Raw genomic sequence first — 18,534 nt, 5'->3', positions numbered from 1 at the left:
GGGAAGAATTAAAATGATTCACTAAACGCTATCGACGGTAATTGCCGAGACTGCTCAGATATGTTTTGAAAGCTCGCTTATTCGCAAATAGACTCTTTTCTCGACCCCTTTTCTTGTATTTGTAAAACTCAATATGGTCTATCGGCAATTGATCCAAATAGGCACTTGGCCCAGTCGCTCCGTTGGATCTCAAGGCTGTTAGTAAATGTAAACTGTTGCGAGGCCGGGTCGTCGCAACATAAAATGCATTTCGTGTTACATACGCCATATTAACGTCATCGAATCCAATTATTATGACGTGATCTGCCGAGAGCCCTTTTGAACCTACGATAGACATAAGTTCGACCGCGCCCATTTTCTTAACCTCAAGCTCCTCTAGTTCCGCTTCTTCTTCATCAACATGCCCTAGTTCGACCACTTCGTCCCTAATAATCGATTTTCGCTCGATGTCCTTCTGCAACTCAGCAACATCATCAAAATTGATATGTTGAGAAAGCTCTAAGAGTTTTTCGGGAAGATCGGTGCCGTTCTCAAGGATGTCTCTTATAGCCTCGCTCTTTATCAGTAAGGCTCGAATGTCGTTGGATTCAAGTTCGCAAAAATCAACTTCGCCTGCCAATGCAGAAGTGATAGCCGTCATAATGACATCCTCCGCAACCTCTTCGTAATACAGAACCTTTCGGAACGTAAAGTTGTCGTGAGGGTATTTTGCGAGAGAATAGTAACTCAGGAGTTTGTAGTAGTCTTCTGAAAAGGCACGGATCTCAGTTCTATATAGGTCCGCGGTTTCCTTAATTGTTTCTGCCGCTTCTCGGTAAAATTTTATTTTCTTATCGGGTGTTAGGATGAGCAAAAAGGCGTCCTTTGCTTCTCCGTTTTCCAATTTGGCCTTTCGATCATCAATCTCTGCCTGATAGTCGGCAATGAATGTCATAATGTAGTCCGCTGCCGTAGAAGGCGTGGCGCACGCGACGACTTGGACCTTGGGATGTGCGTCCTCGGTCCTAATAGGCAGATAGATTTTTTTAATACATTCTTCGTCTTCGCTTTGCTGTATAAAACCACCGGCCGATTTGGTTATGTGGAAACTGCTTCTGCCGCAGAACGGCAACATCCCTTTGCCGTAATCGTCATTTATATACAATCCACGAATCAGAGTGGGAGTTCCCGATTTGAGATTTTCGTAAAGAACCTGTTCGTCGTCACCAACGATTAACAAGTTTTTAGCCTTGCCAACTAAATTGTCGATCAATCTTTGCTCCGAGAGATTGAAATCCTGATATTCATCAATAATAAAATGATCAAATTCAATTAGCTCCGGCCGTTCCTTCAAGGCAGTAGCTGCTCGCAGAATCATATCGTCGAATCCGGCAGCATTGTAGAATTTACAAAGCGATAGGTAGGATTGGGTCAAATCTTTCCATTCGCGGGATTCTTCAAATTCGGCATTGTGAAGTTGAGAAGCAAAGCCCTTCCACGGATAGGCCTCAATATCCATACCGTTTTGTAAATCAATAACATCCTGCCAGACTATTTCTTTCCAGAATTGGGCGATCAGCTTAAAATGAGGCTTGAATGGCCATGTTGCTGTGCCGTGGTTTTTTTCGACAATGCTGCGGGCGAGCTTGTGTAACGTTGAAGCGGTTATGTTCTTCTGTTGGTTTTCAGTAAGCCTCGCCTCGCGGCTTATATCGTTCTGCAAATCAGCAACTAATTTCCGAACAAAGCTAGTTACGAATATAGTTGCCGTCTCATCTCGATTAAGCCAGTTTATTATGCGACTCAAGAATAATGTGCTCTTACCGGTTCCCGGGCCGGAAACAATTAGAAATTGTTGTGCTTTATGTTCCGCTAGGGCTAACGCATTTTGATTGCGGAATTCTGTCCGCTCATCTGAACTCAACAAATCCAATTGCTCACGCAACGAATCTAGCTCGCCCGAATCAAATGGGGAGCAGTCATCGTTGATAAGAAATCGAATAGCCATTTAACGTTCGAAGTAATCTTTTGTCCTATCATAGTTAAACCAAAAGAAAAATTCGAGCCATTTATTGCATTCAGGCCCTTTTGTCTGACCAAACTTCGAGTAATACTGCACTGTCAGAAAAAAAACGCGAGACGATCGGCAGCGGGCTTTAATACAACAAAACGCAAAAGACCTACCGAAGTTGGCTCGTCAAAAAAAAGACACACTTATACTTTTGAAGTTAGTGTGTCTGAGAGTGGCCTAGGTGACCATTTAAGCGGGTTGAAAATCGAGGAGTGCTGGCAACTTCGCCGTTGCTTTGAACTGAGCTATCGGCTTCAGCTTCTTAAACGACTCCGTAAAGTTGTTTTCCAGCGACCACAGAGTAGATTCCGGCGTTGTGCCGAACTCTTGCGATACTTCCCTAAAAAGAGAAATAGGAAGGTGACGGTGAGCAAAGGCGTTATAAATCAAAACCTTCGCGTCATCGGGGTCAATGTGGGTCGCCCGTTTGTAGTCAATCGCTTCCCGAAGCGGTTGCCATCCCCTTTGGATTCTGTCGATCCCGATTGAAACGGATTCGACTAAATCAAGGTTTTTGGTGTGTTTTGCTAGAAGCGGTTTGAAGTCACCTGAAAACGACATGTTGTCGCAGACGAAAACTCTATAACCAGCAACCATTCCGAGCCTCATCGACTTGTCGTTCGCATTTCGAAGTCCGATCGCGAAATTGACGCCCTCGTAAACTTGGTTGACTTCCAACAGTCCAAACATTTTCATGCCGTCCTGAGAAACCGCGAATTCACTTTTCTCGATAGAAATGTGTCTAAAGGCCAGTGATTCCTCGACTGCGTTCACGAGAACACTGTGAGAAATCGGTTGAAAAGTATCCGTAACCGGTGGGGTTTCGATTTGTTCTAGAAACTGCCGGTCAACTTTAACTGTGCCGCAATGGGCCATCAGTGTTGCGTTCATTCTCTACCTCCTATGTAATCCTGACGTAATGACAAAGTTGTTTACTCTGTAACGTGATGTTTGGTCAGCGGCGGATCGTACTCTTCGGCTATACCGCTAGGTGCGCCATTTTCGAGCATGTAGGTCCATACGATCCTACATAACCGTTCGAACCCGGCGTTCAAATCGTCGAACTCGGCCCGCGTGACCGCTCCCCTATTAGCCGGCAGAGATTCAACCCCATTACCGTTTACCTGCGCGTTTGGTTTTGGCTTTCTGTTTTCTTCCGCGACCGGCACCGAACTGTATGGCTGAATGCCATACGCATAAGCCAGAAGATGAGAAGCGTCTTTTGCCGACACCTCATTGAGTTTCGAAAAGAAATCGATAACTCCCCCGCCTTTCAAATTACAACCCTTGCCGAAACAATTGAATCGGTTCGTGTTGATGTTAACGGTGAAGCTCTTTTCCTTTTTGCATTTTGGGCATGTCCCCCGGCATTCGCCTTCAAAGGTAGGCTCTGATAGTTTTACGCCTGAATCCCCCGCAACCTTTGAGACACTTAACGCGGAACGAAGAATTGCAAAATCCACATACTGGCTATCCATATCAATTTTTAAGCGCAGCTCTGCCACGTCTATTTTCTTCATAGATCATTAGTCCTCCTGTTGTCGTCTTTGTGCGTTCAGCGTAGCAAGAATTACAAATTCTGTGAAGGGCATTCCTTCCGGTGTTATGATGAAAGGACCACCCCCGGGCACAACTTCCCTGGTTCTAACCAAAGGCTTACGGTAGGGCTGAAACCTTTGGGTAAAGCGTATGCCCAACACGCTATTGAACCGGACGCGATCAGCGGTCTTCGCCCTACTCGCTGGCAATGCGTTTAGGATAATTTTTTAGCCCGAGGGTGGCTTTTGGAAAGTTTAGGCGAAGCCGTTGGGCAAACTTTTCAAATCCCCTATCTCACCGATCTTGTACTCGCTTTCAAAACTCATCACCGACCGGTAATAAATTTTTCTTATGACGATTCTTTCGTTGCCGAGCTCAAACAGATCTTTGAATTACAATAATTTTGAAAGCCCATAACTTCTTAGTTTTTAAGGCACAGTGCCACAGATGAAATTCCTATCCGACAATGACGATCCCAAGAATTGTTTGGATCTAATTTACGAAAAAGACACGCCGATCCATCGTGGAATAATTGGAAAACTCTGGGACAGTTCGAGGACGATATGCTATATCCGAAAAATAGAATATGGAAAGCCATCCCGGTCACAACGTCCAAAAAAAGTTCGTCCCATGATCGCTCAAATTGAGATCGCGCCGCCGACCTATTCGGGTGGCCAAGGAGAATAAGAAAAGTGATGATCGATACTTCCGGTCGGCACTCCCCTATTTCAAAATTGAGACCAAAGAAACGCATCAACCTCGAGCTTATTTTTGATGATCAAAACAAGAACTTATAAGACCGAGCGAAAGAATTTTTAGTGGCATATTTAACGAGGAACCGTCACCGCAAAAAGTTGTTCCCCACTACCCGACAAAAAACCTTTTCCGCTGGCGTGTTATAATAAAAGCACCAACCAAAGTTTCCACACCTCGAAATAAAGATCAGAAATCCTATTCAACCGTGTAGTCAGTAGCGTCCTCCCTGTGTAGTGAGTCGTGTCCCGAGTGTGTAGTCAGTGGTGTCCAAGTGTGTAGTGAGTAGTGTCCAAAATATGCGCAATGCATTGTAAACAAAGGACAATCGTAAAACAGAACTAAGAAGAACTTATTTTAAGAACAACAACAAGTAAGATGATCGACAGGATTGGAACGGGCTTGTCGGCACCGAAATTGTTGTTGCTAATAATTTTCACAATCGAAAATGGCAGTCGAATTAATTCCACTAAAACCAGATCAGCACAAGGTAACCTTTGTGCCAAAGACGACAACCGACCTGCCGTTTTTCAATCTGACTTATCGAAGGAAAGATATTCCGAAAGCAGTTAAGTTCAAAGGCATCGACCAGGCCGGACACCCAATCAGTTGGCAGGTTTTTCATAACACACACAGCGAGGTCGGACCCGCCGGGGTCGAGGCTCATGAAGTTTGGTACATGCTTATCAAACCGGGCATCGATGCCAGCCGAAAAGAGGATGGAACTATTCCGCAAATCATCCGTCTTGGCGGTATGCGTCACTGTCTCAGGATGGTCGGCTGGAGCGAAGGCGGTCATCAGGCGCGCGAGCTGATCAAATGCTTAACTCAAATTGCATTTGCCGGATGCGTCGCCGATCTTTGGTTTCCAACCGGCGAGTTTGATGACGAGGGGAGAGAGAAATTCTTGCAGATCAAATCTCGCTTTTCGCGGATGTCAGTTTATGCGATAGGGGAACATCACCTAACCGAAGACGAACTCAAGAACCAACAATTTGAATTTGATCTTGAGGATCAAGTTTACATTCGGCTCGACCCCATCGAAGTTCAGATGCAGCAGCTTCAAGCGCAGCAACATCGTCTCATCGATAACGAGTATATGTTTTCCGTAAAGCCGATTGCTCGAAGGTGGTATGAACTACTTGCAGGAAAGATCTACGGAACACTAAAATACAACGCCCCGTTTTTTGAAATAAAATATTCGTGGTACATCAAAAATCATCACACATTAAAAAAGTTCGATAGCTTGAAACGCGTGACGGCTCAGATGAACAGAGTTGTTCAAGATCATCTCGACTCCGGTTTTCTAACAAAGGTCGAATATCGCAAGTTCAAAGAACCGGATCATGAACTTGATTTCTCAATTCGTTATTTCGTCGGCACCGCCGCTAAAGAATCCATCAACCGGATTCAAGTACACATTTCAAACCGGCGGAAAAAAGAAGTCGCTTCTCTCGTTTCAGTCAAGGAATCCCAAAACGCAAAAATTGACGAAATTAGCGACCTTCCGGCTAAAGATGGTATCGAAGTACCCTTAAAGGAAAAAGTCGCAGTGGCGACCCCAAATTTTGACGCTGAGGCGATCCCTGAAGAGAGGGGAGCCATTGTAATGGCAATTACCACACTGGAAACCCATCTCTTATCCGGACAACGAGAATTGCTAACTCACTTAACTACCGATTTTATGATCACGGAATCGAAGGCGTACCAGCTTCTCATGAAGTACCCACCCAATCGCGTCGATCTCCAAATTCGGGCTTTCGAATTCCGAAACCTCAACACCATAAACAAGGCAGGCTTTTTAATCAATGCGATCGAACAGAATTACGCGTTACCCGACAGATTTCAAGCCCGCCTTAGGGCGATGGAGTTTGAAAAGCAACGAACAAAAAAAGAAGCCGAGGCCGAGACTTTGCGTAAGCAACGGGAAGCCCAAATAGTAGCGTGCCAACTTTGCGATGAAAAGGGTCATCGCAACGTCAAGCTCCCGGAAGACCCTAGTTACAAGGCCACGCACATATGCAGCCACGACCTTGAGATCGAATCAAAGTTCGAAGACTGGCAACTCCCAAAACTTGACCAATAAGAACACGCAAAGGAGCACGGCGGTCGTGCTCTTTTTGTTTTGACCAAGGATCAGATTTGGAAGAAAACTAGCACATACGATACGACCATATAGTATGTGTAACTTACTCGGTCAAACGCCCGTATTTACTAGCCCCGCCCTTGCCTGCTTACCGCAGGCTACCCTTGTCGCCTCGCCGCTCGCTCGAATTAGTAGCCACTAATTCTCATCTTACCGATACCTCATCAAACTAATTTGATGAGGGCGAGACGAGGCGACTTCGCTTTTGTCCAGGCGACCACCTGGACAACCCGGAAAAGCTAAACCAGCTTTTCCGGCCGCTTCGGGTTTCGTCGCTAACTGCTTCCTCAACCTGCGACAAGGGTAGCCTGCGCTAACGTTAACCACTGGCTTAGGCAAGGGCGGGACGAAACTAGCTCTTCGTAAAAGAGCTTACCGCACGAACTGTTGGCGCGGTTGCCACTCAGAAATGAACGAATAGCTGTGGATAACAGCTATTGACAGAATTTGTGGGCCTGCTACGATTAGGAAGCCTAAGACCGTTCTTACGAATTAGAACAAATACACAAAACTATCCGCGACCAAACAACCCGTTTATATCTTCGCGGATAGGACGGGTTTTTTGCGGGTAAAATTGACGCTATTATGCGGGATTTTGAACGCCACGCTTTTGCAGATATTGCCTAATTTGTGAGGTCTTGTCCTAAGGCTAGCCTAGTGTCTAGAACTTAAACGTCAGTTATACCTCGTAGTTACGGGTTGCCGAAGGTGGTGGTCAACCCTTAGATCCTACAAACATAGCCGGCAACCATCTTCAATGAAAACGCAAAAAAGAACTCTTTAGTTGATTTGCCCCCCAACGTTAGTTGGGAGTCCCATTTTCCTCCGCAGACAATATGATCTTGTGCTGGGGGGTATGTCATCTACAACCTTCAAAAAGCCAACGATAAAAGGAGATTTAGCCGACCTACCCATCCTCGGCGTGTTTGAATCTTGGGGATCAAATGTAATTTCCGCCCGAATCAAACTCAGTACGGAGTTCGCCGAAATTGCGCCAGCGGAACCTAACGATAAACCTGTCAATTTCGAATACCAACTCAAGTACGACGAAGAAGAAATAGAGAATGGTGATGCATTTCTTTATGTTCTAAGCCCTTCGAAATCTGCCACTTTGATTATTCCTATCTGTTTTGACGATCCGATTGAAACTGTAAAGAAGCTGAGTCACCATTTTCAGAGACCGACACCCAAAACCAACTTGGTAACAAATAATCTTCAGGAGGAAATATGAAATTACCAAGAGGCGTTTATCATCGCTATAAGAACCGTCCGCATTTGTGGATTAGGTATCAAGACGAGCATGGAAAGACGATTAAAGAGTCGGCACAGACAACCAACCCCGAAATTGCGAGAGCATTTCGGGACAAACGGCTAAATCAGGCAGCCGAAAACAAACTGATACCAACCCGCCGATTCGAAACACTTACAGTCGGCGAAATTTTAGACTTTTGGTGGGAACGTCATGGGAAAACCAAACGGGGCTTTATGTATTTAATGCACCGGCTGGATAAGTTCCGAAAGATAAAGGCCCGCAACTTTTTACCGGAGACAATTGATGAGTTTTTGAAAGATTTATTGAAGACCCATTCCCCGTCTACCGTTAATCATTACCGGACTATTTTGAATTCGTCATTCAACTTTGCAATTAATTGGAAGAAGTATGACGACAATCCCGTCCGAGTAATTCCCCAGATCCCAGAACGAGAGGCACGGGACCGATTCGTTGAAGTGTCAGAACTTGCGGCTTTAATAACACAGTGCCAAATTGTAAAAGACTTCGAGCTTCAAGGCTTTATCATTTTGGCTGCCTGTACCGGACTTCGGAAAACCGGGGTTCTTTCCCGTAAGTGGACTGAAGTTCAGCTAGATGTGGAATTTCCGTCAATTTATCTGCCCAAGAAGGACAGCAAGAACAAGCGTTCAAATCGTCTGCCATTGCCACAAATGTGTGTACTGGCTCTAAAGCAGTTGCCGAGTTATGGAAACCATGAATATCTTTTCCCGGCCCGTCCGAACGTCAAATACAAAGAGAACTTTTCCAGGCCTTACGCATGGGATCTTGGAAAGCGGTTCAGACGAGTTCGGGATTTAGCCGGAATTGAGGATTTAAGAATCCATGACTTAAGGCACTTCGCAACCACGATGCTCTTTATGGAAGGAGTAGCGGATGCAATTATCAGAAAGATGACCGGCCATCGTTCAGAGGAGCTTGAACGGTACAAACACTTCTCGCCAAGCTTCAAAAATCAAACCACTCAATTGATAGCGGGCAAGCTTGAGGAAGAACTAAAAGGTACATTTTTGGGTACTAACCCTGAAAATGAAAAAAAGTCACCATGATGATGACTCTAAAACCCCCGGTTTTATTGATGATAATGGCGGAGCCGACGGGACTCGAACCCGCGACCTCCAACGTGACAGGCTGGCGTTCTAACCAACTGAACTACGACTCCGCAAAGCGATTTGGGATTGGTGATTTCTGATTTGAGATTGAAATCCGACCCCAAGCTAGGTTTTCAAAATTGCTTTTGGGGAGCGACAAATCCGATATCGCAAATCCCAAATCCGCAATCAAAATGGTGGGCACGAAGGGACTCGAACCCCTAACTTCCTCCTTGTAAGGGAGGCTGTCTACCAATTGACGTACATGCCCGAGATTCGGCTACTTTTATCTACCCAACTCTCAAAAATCGAGCCGCTTCGAAAAACGGCGAATTCGTAGATTACTTAAAAATGTCTCGGTGTGTCAAGGTGCTTCTCCAAAATTGGTGCTTTTGCGATTCTTGACGAATTCCGGGTCTTTACGGACGCCTCCAAAATTCAGGCTGCCGATGCGGGCGATTTCGTTGCTGTCGTGGCTGGCGATCGCTTTGCGCAGGCATTCCGGATTATCAGAACCCCATCCGACGCAACAGATCCTGAAAGCGCGGATCGTCTCGCAACGGCTCGAATCTTTGCTCATACTTGACGAAAACGATTCCATGATCCCGGCGTTCGAATGAGCGTTCGAGCGATTCCAGCGCACCTTCCTTGTCGCCCAAGCGGATCTGGACAAGTGCCTTGTTGTAGATTTGAAAGTCCTTCAGATAGGCCCGATTTCCGATCTGTTCAAGACGCCTTTGCCACCAGGCGCGCAAACCGCCCTTCGTGAATCCGGCCCGAACCTCGTCCGCTGCCTCTTGGGGTTCTCCAAAAAGCGTCATCGTTTTGATGAAGGCTTCCGATGCCTCGAACTCCATTCCTTTCCGTTCGTAGCCCATACCGAGATAGAAAAAGCCGAAGGCAAAGTTCGGATCCAGATTGAGCGCCTTTTGAGAGAACTCGATCTCTTTTTCGGCGTCGCCTTGAAGATCGTGCAGACCGGCGAGCGCAACAAACAGGATCGGTGATACCGGATCGATCTCAACGGCGCGATTGAGACGCCCTCGGGATTCTTCAAACCGGCCCTGCGCCATCAGATGTTCTCCGTACCACTGATGCGCCGTCGCATAATTAGGATTCAGCTCGAGCGCCCGCTCAAAAGAGCGTTCTGCGGCGGTCCAATCCCAATCGTAGAAAGTCTGCGTGTATCCGAGTGCGCTGTGTGCCTCGGCGATCAACGGGTCGAGCTCCAACGCCTTCTTGATGGCGTCTTTCGCCTTCGGAAACGCCTTGATCGGAGCCGCCGCATGATACTCAGGCAAGAGAATGTAGCAGTCGGCAAGTCCGGCGTAGGCCAGCGCAAAATTCGGGTCTTGTTGGACCGCTTCCTCAAAATGCCCGATCGCTTTTTGCAGGTTGTCGACGGTCCTTTTGTTCCAGAAGAATCGACCCCGCAGATATGCTTCATAGGCGCGCGGGTTCTCAGTGTCGCGACGCGAAAACCTTTCACGTTCGGTTGCATTCAGACGCAAAGCGAGTGCCTCGACCGCCCTCTTGCTGATCGAATCCTGAAGGATCGAAAGGTTGGAAAGATCATTTTCAAAGCTTTCTGCCCAGACAATCGCGTTATCGACGGTTCGTATCAACTGAATGCTCACACGAAGCCGGTTCCCATCGCGTTGCAGTCGCCCGTCCAGGACGGCGTCAACCTGGAGTTCTCGACCGATCGTCCGGACGTCCGCGCGGCTCTCAGCATATTTGACGACGGCACGCGTTGGCCGAACGGTGAGTTGTCTCAGTTCGCCGAACTTGCCGGCGAGGACGTCCGCAAGACTGATGCTCAGATAGCGGTCAGATTGGTCGGCGCTGAGATCTTCAAACGGCAAGACCGCGAGAGTTTTGATTTGATTCAAACCGTTTGGCCGAAAGGAGGACGAGAATGACCGATAGAGTCCGACGACGGCAATCAGCGCCAGAGTTAGGCCAATGAGAAGAAAAATGGACTTCCGTCGAAACGGGGCTTCCTCCGGCCTTTTTGTCGAGAGGTTTTCTTTCGGGATCGCATCTTCAAACACTTTGACGTGTGCGATGAACCGATATCCCTTGTTCGGAATCGTCAAGATGAAACGCGGCCGTTTGGCTTCGTCGCCGAGTGCCTTTCGAAGGACAAACACGGTTTGTGAAAGATTGGCCTCCTCGACGAACGCATCTTGCCAAACCGTTTCGAGCAGTTCGTCCTTGGTCAGGATGCGGCCCGTGTTTTCAATCAGACAGATCAGAAGTTCGACCGCTTTCGGCGACAACGGAATGAGTTCGCCGCTGGCCCGCGAAACGATGCTGCGGCGCTTGGCGTCGAGACGGAAATCTTCAAATTCGTAAATTCGTGCTTCCAATAAAGCTCCATCATTTCGCGGCGAAGTCACCGCCGAGATTCATTGATTCTTATGGATTTTGAGAAAATCATCAAGGGAAACTTCAATATGGCGGCGCTTTGGCCGTCCCACCAAGAGATCGAACTTCCATTCTTCCTTCGAATCGTCAGACTATTGAGCCCTCTGATCGCTTTCTGCCCGGTCTCCGTAAATCATTGATCCGACTGGAGCGGAGCGACGTCTTGAGAACTTTTGAGAACTTTTGAGCCGAGTCTTAAAGAATTTTGGTCGCGGTCTATCGTCAAATGGCTCGAGGTGATCAGACCAATGTCGGCACCCGGGCGCGAGAATCGCGCGATTCAAATAGAAATCGGGAGAAATGATTATGAAAAGAATGAACTTCGGATTCAGGCGATGCGGTTTCATCGCGTTACTGTTTTTGGCGTGCGGATTTGGGTTGAACGCTGAAGCGTTCGCGGCCGGCGTTTCAATTTCGGCAACACCGACCACAAATTCGGTGTTTGCAGGAAAAAAGGCAACGTACACGATCAGCATCTGGCGTACGGGTTATGCCGGCAAGGTAACGCTCTCGGCGTTCGGACTTCCGGCCGGCGCGACGGCGACCTTCTCGCCGAATACGACGACTGCCAACAGTTCGATCCTGACGGTCCAGACGCAGGCTTCGACGCCGCCGGGATCATACTCGCTGCTGATCAAGGCCGACGCCCCGAACATCGTCATTTCGGGCATAAACCTGCAACTTCAGGTAAATCCGATGCCGGCGGTAACGGTGTCGGCGGCGCCTCCGAACCAATCGATCATCGCCGGCGGAGCGACCTACACCGATATCTCGATCAGCCGTGCGAATTTTTCCGGGCCCGTCACGCTCAGCGCGCAAAACGTCCCCGCAGGCGTCACGGTTCAGTTCGACCCGCCCTCGACGACCGGCAGCGTGTCGCGAATGCTTTTGTTATCGAACGGCCTGCCGTTCGTCTCGGCCGATTACGACATCATCGTGCGGGGCACAAGTTCGCTTGGCGTGTACGGTACCGCAACGTTTCAGATACGCGTAAATCCCGGTATCGTTTGGGCTGATCAGTTCGGCGCGCCGAACAACGCCGCGTTCGATCCCGATTTCGCGACGGACGTCGTCTATGATACGGCCGGAAACGTATATGTCACTGGATTTACGCGGCCTGAACCAACGGCTAACTTCGCCGAGACAGACGCCTGGGTCGCAAAATACAACCCCTCCGGAACGCGGCTCTGGATTCGGACGATCACCAATCTCGCCAACGACACGCCGACCGATGTTTTCGTTGACGGATCCGGACAGGTTTACATCGCCGGACGGACGTTGGTATCGAACGTTAACTGGGAGATCTTCGCGGCGAAGTACGATGCGAACGGAAACCCGATCGGTTCGACACGCGTCTTCGGGACGGCGCTCGAGGACGGCGGGGGCGGTATGCAGTTCGGGCTGAACGCGTCGAACGTGATCTTGACGGCGGCCACACGGGTCATTCGTTCGGCGATTCAGAGCGACTTTGTCGGGAACGAGGTCTTCCGCGCGGAATACGACATCAGCCGCTATACGTTTGACTCAAACTTCAACGCCACTTCCGCGGTTTTGGTAACGGCGGCGAGCGGCAATCCAAAGGATCTGGCGGTCGGCGGCGACAACTCGATCTTCGTCCTCAGCGACGACCGAAGTCAGATCAGCCAGGGTGACCAGCTGCTGATCTCGAATTCACGCGTCCAGAAGTTTCTCAGCCCGCTTAATCAGAATTACACGAGCGCCGTGATCGGTCCGTTGACGGCGAGTTCGACTTTGTTCTTTGCAACCAAGCTCAAAGCCGACGCGAACGGCAACGTCGTCGCGATAGGCAACGAGTACGATCGTCAGATCCGGGTGACCGACCAAAGCGTGCCGGATAATTCGTGGATGGTCAAACTTAATTCGGTCGGCGCAAGACTCTGGGAAACCGAAGTGTTGTCTTATTACCCGACGGAGATCCGCGCGCTCGACATCGATTCCAACGGCGATGTGTATATTGCCGGCAACACGTGGGATTCGCTGCGCGGTGTGAATCCGAACATAGGACCTCCGACCGATCCGGCGGCAAACACTGACGCTTGGTTCGCAAAATACGCGGGCGCGGCGGGTACACAGATCTTCATAAGTCAGTTCAACACCGGAAACAAGGATGGGTTCAACGCTCTCAAAGCCGGTGCCGCGAACGGGTTGAACACCCCGCTCTTCTTCGCCGGGTATACGGTACTTTTCAAGAACGTGAATTACGGATATGAGGACGGACTGTTGCTGAAGTGTTCAACGCTTTACTGCGGCTATCGGCCGTAATGGAAACCGGGTGCGAACAACGGATTTCTACGGAGACGCAGGTTGGACGCACCATTTGAAAGTCGCTCTGCCGCTGTCTTCGATAGCTTCATTTATTCGCCCGTTGTCCCCGGGCTCGCGCCCGGGGCAACACGTTGTCGCCGTCTACGACAGCTCTTTTTCCGCGTTCATTCGTTTCTTGGGGCCGATCCGGGCTAGCCCCGGGTCAGCAAAGGGGCGTTCGCCCTCGAGAATTCGCCGATCGTAGAGACTGAACTCGCATCTACTTTTTGGGCGCGTCTTTTTCGATCTGCGCGATCAATCTGGTCGCGTGGTTGCGGGCGATGAGCGGGATGCGTTCGTCGAGCGAGACTTCCTTTAGATATGGGATCAACTGAACCGCGTCGGAGATCTCGTTTCGTTCAATGTAGGAATCGATCACGTCCATTTGCTTCGGAGCGTCGAGCGGTTGGTTGGCGCGGGCGACGTTCATATCGAAGATCCAGATGTACTGATTTCCGATCCTGCGGTATTCGTCCATCAACGCTTTCGCGTCCTTGTTCTCGGTCCAGTTGAAGGTCGTTTCGCGCGCCTTGCCGTCGCGCACGAGGCGAAACTTATGGTTGCCGAGATGCGAATAATCCTTCTCGTACTGATAATTCGCGGTCGAGTTGAGAAAATCGAGCGACTCGTAAATGCCGCGGATGCGGGCGAGTGCGGCTTCGGAGACGCGGATCGGATCCGAATCGGGCTCCGACCAGTCCTGCTTCATCAACGAGATCCGGCCGACGCCGTTTTCGTCGTGCTCGATCGTGATCTTTGAGACGATGAATTTCGGCTGCGAGAATTCGTAGAAATAATTCGGCGGATTCTCGGCTTTGGATCTGGTCTCCGGCGATTGATTCGTCGGGCGTTCGTTCTTTTTGGCAGGCGTTTTGGCGGTTTCGACAACTTCGGGCGTCGGTTCAACGGGCGGCAGTTTCACCGTCGGCGTCGGCCGCGGCGTTTTTTTGACAGGTCTTTTCGTCGTCGTTTGACCGGAAATTGAAACGGCGAGCAAAATACCGAGAATCGCCGGCAAGACAAACTTCATATTATTCAAATCTGACCGAAACGACTTTCGACACGCCCGCTTCCTGCATCGTCACGCCGTACAGCGCGCGCGCCGCTTCCATCGTCCGCTTGTTGTGCGTGATCACGATAAACTGAGTTTTCTCAGCCATTTGCGCGATCGTGTCCACGAATCTTCCGACGTTCGCATCGTCGAGCGGAGCATCGACCTCGTCGAGCAGGCAGAACGGCGACGGCCGATATTTGAAGATCGCCATCACGAGCGCGATCGCCGTCATCGCCTTTTCGCCGCCCGAAAGCAGCAAAATGTTCTGCAAACGCTTGCCCGGCGGCTGGGCGACGACTTCGATCCCGGCCTCGAGAATATCCTCCGCTTCCTGAAGAGTCATTTCGCCCCGGCCGCCGCCGAAAAGCTCCATAAAAAACTCCGAGAAATTGGCGTTGATCGCCTCGAACGCCTGTTTGAAACGTTCGCGCGAGCGTTCCTTAATCTCGCGCAAGGCCTCTTCGGTCGCCCCGATGCTGTCAATGATGTCCTGCCGCTGCGAAGTCAGAAACAGCAGGCGTTCTTCGGTCTCACTCAATTCCTCGAGCGCGAGCATATTGATCGCGCCGAAGTTCTCGAGCCGTTCGCGAAGATCGGCGACCTGGCCGCGCGCGTCGTCAAGTATGAAATCGGGCTCGATCTCTTCCGTTTCGACCAGTTCCGCGAGCGACGCGTTAAGCTCCTGCGTGCAGTTTTCGTTCAAGCTGCGAAGTTTCGTGACCGCTTCGGTCTGCCGGATCTCGAGCGTCGCACGCGCATTGCGGGCATCGGCCGAGTTCTTGTTAAGCTCGGCAAGTTCCGTGCTCATCGTGTCTGCGGACTCGCGCGCGTTCGTAAGATGCTCGTTCGCGGCCGCGAGTTCGTTCTGTTCGTTTTCGCGCAGATCGAGTCCGGCGGCGATGGTCTGTTCGATCTGCGCGATCGAATTCGTGAGATCGCTTTGTTTTCCGTGAGTCTCTTCGAGTTCGCGCATCTGATTGGCGCGCCGGGCATCATATTCTCTTGCTTCATTCTCGACGCGGCGAAGCGCGCTTTGGACCGAACGGCGGCGTTCCTCGCTGGTTGCGGCGAACGTGCGTTTTTCGTTTAGGATAACGTTCTCGGCATCCGTTCCGGCGCGCGCGTCGCTCAGCTCGAGCGAGACCTCGGCGAACATCGACTCGGCCGTCCGGCGTGCGGCGTCGGCTTTTTTGCTGCTTTCGCGCGCCACCAGCCGGCGTTCCGTGAGTTCGATCGTCTCCTTTTCGATCTGCGCCGCTTCTTCGGCGACGACGCGCTTGTGCCGCTCGGCGCGTTCGGTCTCTTGCCGCGCGGTTTTTTCCTGAATCTCTAGACCGAGCAGGTCGCGCTCGACTTGAACGATCAGCGATTGCAGATCGACCAGCTCCTCTTCGTGCCCGGCGAGCGCCCGGCGCGCCGCTTCAACCGAGTGTTCGGCGTCGACGATCGCACCGCGCGAGTTTTCGATCGCCGATTCCAGTTCGCGGAGCTCGCGTTTGAAGGCGAGCAGCGAAGTGTTTTTGTCGCCCGCGTTCGATTTGCCGGCGATGAACAGTTTGCCCCCGAAGGAGACGTCGCCGCGCGCATCGACAGCGTTGTCGAGCGACTCTTCCGAGTCGGCAATCGTTTCGATCATCCGCGCGTTCATTTCGCGCGGGAATAGTTCCGAAAGCAGCGCGCAGAGGGCGTCCGGCGCGCCGAGCAACTCGGCGATTCGGCTCGAGTCCTTCGAGGCGCGCGTCGCCTTTGCGCGGCTGAGGTCGCCGGCGACGAGCACGGCGATCCGGCCGAGATTGTTTTCGGCGAGATACTTTACGGTTTTGCGGGCATCGGATTCCGATTCGACCAAAACCGTCTGCAAAAATGAACCGAACAGGCTCTCGACCGCTTTTTCAGCACGTTCGTCAACCGTCAGACGGTCGGCGAGAGTTCCCTGAAACTTGACGCCGATCTTTGATTGCTCGGCGAACAGCTTTTGCACGGCGGGCGCGTACACCGCACGTTTCTCGTCGAGTTCACGGAGCGTGTCGAGCCTGTTCTTTTTGCGCGAAAACTCGTTGCGAAGGTCGTTCAGCGTTCGTTCGGCGGCTTGAAGATTCGTTCGCGCCTCGGCCGAAGTGTTCACCAACGTCTGTTTCTCGGTGTAAAGCCCGGTTATCTTCTCGCGTTTTTCCTTGACGCCGTTTTCGAGTTTCAAAACTTCCGCCGCGTGATCGTTGAGCGTTTCCTGGGCGCGGATGCCCTCGCGAACAAGCCCCTCGCCGCGTTCGGTCAGCCGTTCGAGATTATGTTCGAGTTGGCGCTCGATCTCGTTGAAACGCTCGAACGCGGCGGTGTGTTGGATGACTTCGTTTCGGATCGTTTCGAGTCTCGATTCGATCCCGCGGACTCCGTCGATTCGTTTGCGGTATTTTTCTTCCGCCGATTTGAGTTCGTTCGATGCTTTCTCGGCTTCAGCGAGTTCCTTCTGTTCGTCCTTTTTCAGGCGATCGATCTCGGATCTGTATTCGGCGATTCGCGCGGCACCGGTCGTGATGTCGTTTTCAAGCACGGCCGCGCGTAGTTTCAAGTTATCGATCTGTTCGAGCCGGTATGCGCGTTCACGCTCGTTGCGGTCGCGCTCGAGCGCGTGCTCGGCGTGTTTCTGACGGATCTCGGCGAGCTTTTCCTCGGCAAGCCGCGCGTTTTGCGTCGCTTCTCGAAACGCCTCTTCTTTTTCGCCGACGAGCCTGAAGATCCCGTGTTCGACTCCGCCCGCTTCCTTGAGTTGCGTTTCGAGTTCGCCGACGAGCGTTGAAAGGAACTTTCCCTCGGCCGTGAAGAGTTGCTTCAGGAGCAGGCGAAACTCTTCGCGCATTATCTTGTAGCGTCGCGTCTTCGCCGCCTGACGACGGAGCGAGTTGGCCTGTTTTTCGATCTCGGAAACGATATCGCTGATGCGGGAAAGATTCGATTTCGCCGACTCAAGACGTGATTCGGCGGCGCGCTGGCGCGTCCGAAACTTGCTGATCCCGGCTGCCTCTTCGATCAGGTTGCGGCGGTCTGAAGGTTTCGCCGACAAGATCTGGCCGATGCGTCCCTGTTCGATGATCGCGTAATGCGAACCGCTCAGGCCCGTGCCGGCGAAAAGATCCTGAATATCGCGCAGCCGGCACGTCTTGCCGTTTAGCAGATACTCGCTTTCGCCGGAAAGGTACAGCCGGCGCGTGACGGCGATCGCCTCGCCGGGCGCAAAATCGAGCGCGAAAGAACGCGGACGCCAATGGCGTTTCGGCTTGATCTTCTTTTCGACGAGCTGAGCCGACCCGACCTGTACGGCTTGGGCGATCTCGACCGGTTCGGATTCGGTCTCCGCGCCTTCGGTCTGCGTGTTTTCAGGTTCGGCAACCGCTTCCGGCTCTTTTTCAGGATCGAAATCCTCGACGTTGACGGCGTTTTCGTCGAGTTCGGAGATCGCTTCGTCGATCCCGCTCAAGTCTTCTTCATCGTGGATGAACGCCATCTCGTCGTCGCGCACCATATGGAGTACGACCTCGGCCATCCCCGAAGCTTTCCGCGCCTTCGTTCCCTGAAAAACGACGTCCTTCATCTCCGAACCGCGCAGCGCTTTCGCCCTTTGTTCGCCGAGCACCCAGGCTATGGATTCGCTAACGTTGGACTTCCCGCAACCATTCGGACCAACGACGGCGGTGATGCCGTTGCCGGTGAAGACGACCTCCGTGTAGTCTGCAAATGACTTGAAGCCAGTGATTTCGAGGCGCTGGAGCTTGAACATTCGATATAGTGTTTTCCCGGGAAAGTTAGCACTATATTTTGGTGATTTAAGGCTTTTAAGTCAAAAGTGGAAAGGGGAAA

10 protein-coding genes and 2 tRNA genes are annotated in these 18,534 nt (G+C 51.1%); 4 read left to right on the top strand and 8 right to left on the bottom strand.

Features of this window, described 5'->3' with window-relative positions; translation table 11 throughout:
- Positions 1-28 precede the first annotated feature (28 nt).
- The 3 genes from IPN69_02980 to IPN69_02970 all read right to left on the bottom strand — a co-directional run bounded on the left by IPN69_02980 (position 29) and on the right by IPN69_02970 (position 3,570).
- Positions 29-1,987 (bottom strand): ATP-dependent helicase, encoded by a 1,959-nt coding sequence (locus IPN69_02980; GenBank protein ID MBK8809677.1) that lies wholly within the window; start codon positions 1,985-1,987, stop codon positions 29-31.
- 252 nt (positions 1,988-2,239) lie between these two features.
- Positions 2,240-2,941, bottom strand: coding sequence for a hypothetical protein (locus IPN69_02975; GenBank protein ID MBK8809676.1), 702 nt, complete (start codon positions 2,939-2,941; stop codon positions 2,240-2,242).
- A 41-nt stretch (positions 2,942-2,982) separates the two neighbouring features.
- Positions 2,983-3,570 carry a hypothetical protein gene (locus tag IPN69_02970; GenBank protein MBK8809675.1) on the bottom strand — a complete coding sequence of 196 codons (588 nt, stop codon included), beginning with the start codon at positions 3,568-3,570 and terminating at the stop codon, positions 2,983-2,985.
- A gap of 1,220 nt (positions 3,571-4,790) precedes the next feature.
- Between IPN69_02970 and IPN69_02965 the strand changes: the two genes are divergently transcribed.
- The 3 genes from IPN69_02965 to IPN69_02955 all read left to right on the top strand — a co-directional run bounded on the left by IPN69_02965 (position 4,791) and on the right by IPN69_02955 (position 8,828).
- Positions 4,791-6,428: a hypothetical protein gene (locus tag IPN69_02965; GenBank protein MBK8809674.1), complete on the top strand. Its 1,638-nt coding sequence runs from the start codon at positions 4,791-4,793 to the stop codon at positions 6,426-6,428.
- 916 nt (positions 6,429-7,344) lie between these two features.
- A complete protein-coding gene (locus IPN69_02960) occupies positions 7,345-7,719 on the top strand; it encodes a hypothetical protein (protein ID MBK8809673.1) in 375 nt (124 codons plus the stop codon).
- Entirely contained in the window at positions 7,716-8,828 is a 1,113-nt protein-coding gene (locus tag IPN69_02955; GenBank protein MBK8809672.1) for a site-specific integrase, read from the top strand. Before IPN69_02960 ends, IPN69_02955 begins: the two co-directional genes overlap by 4 nt.
- Before the next feature lie 36 nt (positions 8,829-8,864).
- Here IPN69_02955 and IPN69_02950 read toward each other — a convergent pair.
- The 3 genes from IPN69_02950 to IPN69_02940 all read right to left on the bottom strand — a co-directional run bounded on the left by IPN69_02950 (position 8,865) and on the right by IPN69_02940 (position 11,242).
- Positions 8,865-8,941: transfer RNA gene (locus tag IPN69_02950), tRNA-Asp, on the bottom strand.
- 124 nt (positions 8,942-9,065) lie between these two features.
- Positions 9,066-9,141 (bottom strand) — tRNA-Val (locus tag IPN69_02945).
- Positions 9,142-9,379: 238 nt separating this feature from the next.
- Positions 9,380-11,242: a winged helix-turn-helix domain-containing protein gene (locus IPN69_02940; protein MBK8809671.1), complete on the bottom strand. Its 1,863-nt coding sequence runs from the start codon at positions 11,240-11,242 to the stop codon at positions 9,380-9,382.
- A gap of 364 nt (positions 11,243-11,606) precedes the next feature.
- Between IPN69_02940 and IPN69_02935 the strand changes: the two genes are divergently transcribed.
- Positions 11,607-13,583 carry a hypothetical protein gene (locus IPN69_02935; GenBank protein ID MBK8809670.1) on the top strand — a complete coding sequence of 659 codons (1,977 nt, stop codon included), beginning with the start codon at positions 11,607-11,609 and terminating at the stop codon, positions 13,581-13,583.
- A 262-nt stretch (positions 13,584-13,845) separates the two neighbouring features.
- Here the strand turns inward: IPN69_02935 and IPN69_02930 are convergent, their stop codons facing one another.
- Both IPN69_02930 and smc read right to left on the bottom strand, forming a co-directional pair.
- Positions 13,846-14,655 (bottom strand): hypothetical protein, encoded by an 810-nt coding sequence (locus IPN69_02930; protein MBK8809669.1) that lies wholly within the window; start codon positions 14,653-14,655, stop codon positions 13,846-13,848.
- Between the two features lies 1 nt (position 14,656).
- Complete coding sequence (gene smc / locus IPN69_02925) at positions 14,657-18,454, bottom strand: chromosome segregation protein SMC (protein ID MBK8809668.1); 3,798 nt, start codon at positions 18,452-18,454, stop codon at positions 14,657-14,659.
- Positions 18,455-18,534: the final 80 nt, after the last annotated feature.

It is taken from the genome of Acidobacteriota bacterium (genome assembly GCA_016715115.1).
Taxonomy (GTDB): domain Bacteria; phylum Acidobacteriota; class Blastocatellia; order Pyrinomonadales; family Pyrinomonadaceae; genus JAFDVJ01.
Note: the sequence above shows the minus strand (reverse complement) of the source record. Positions and strands in the feature narration are given on the sequence as shown.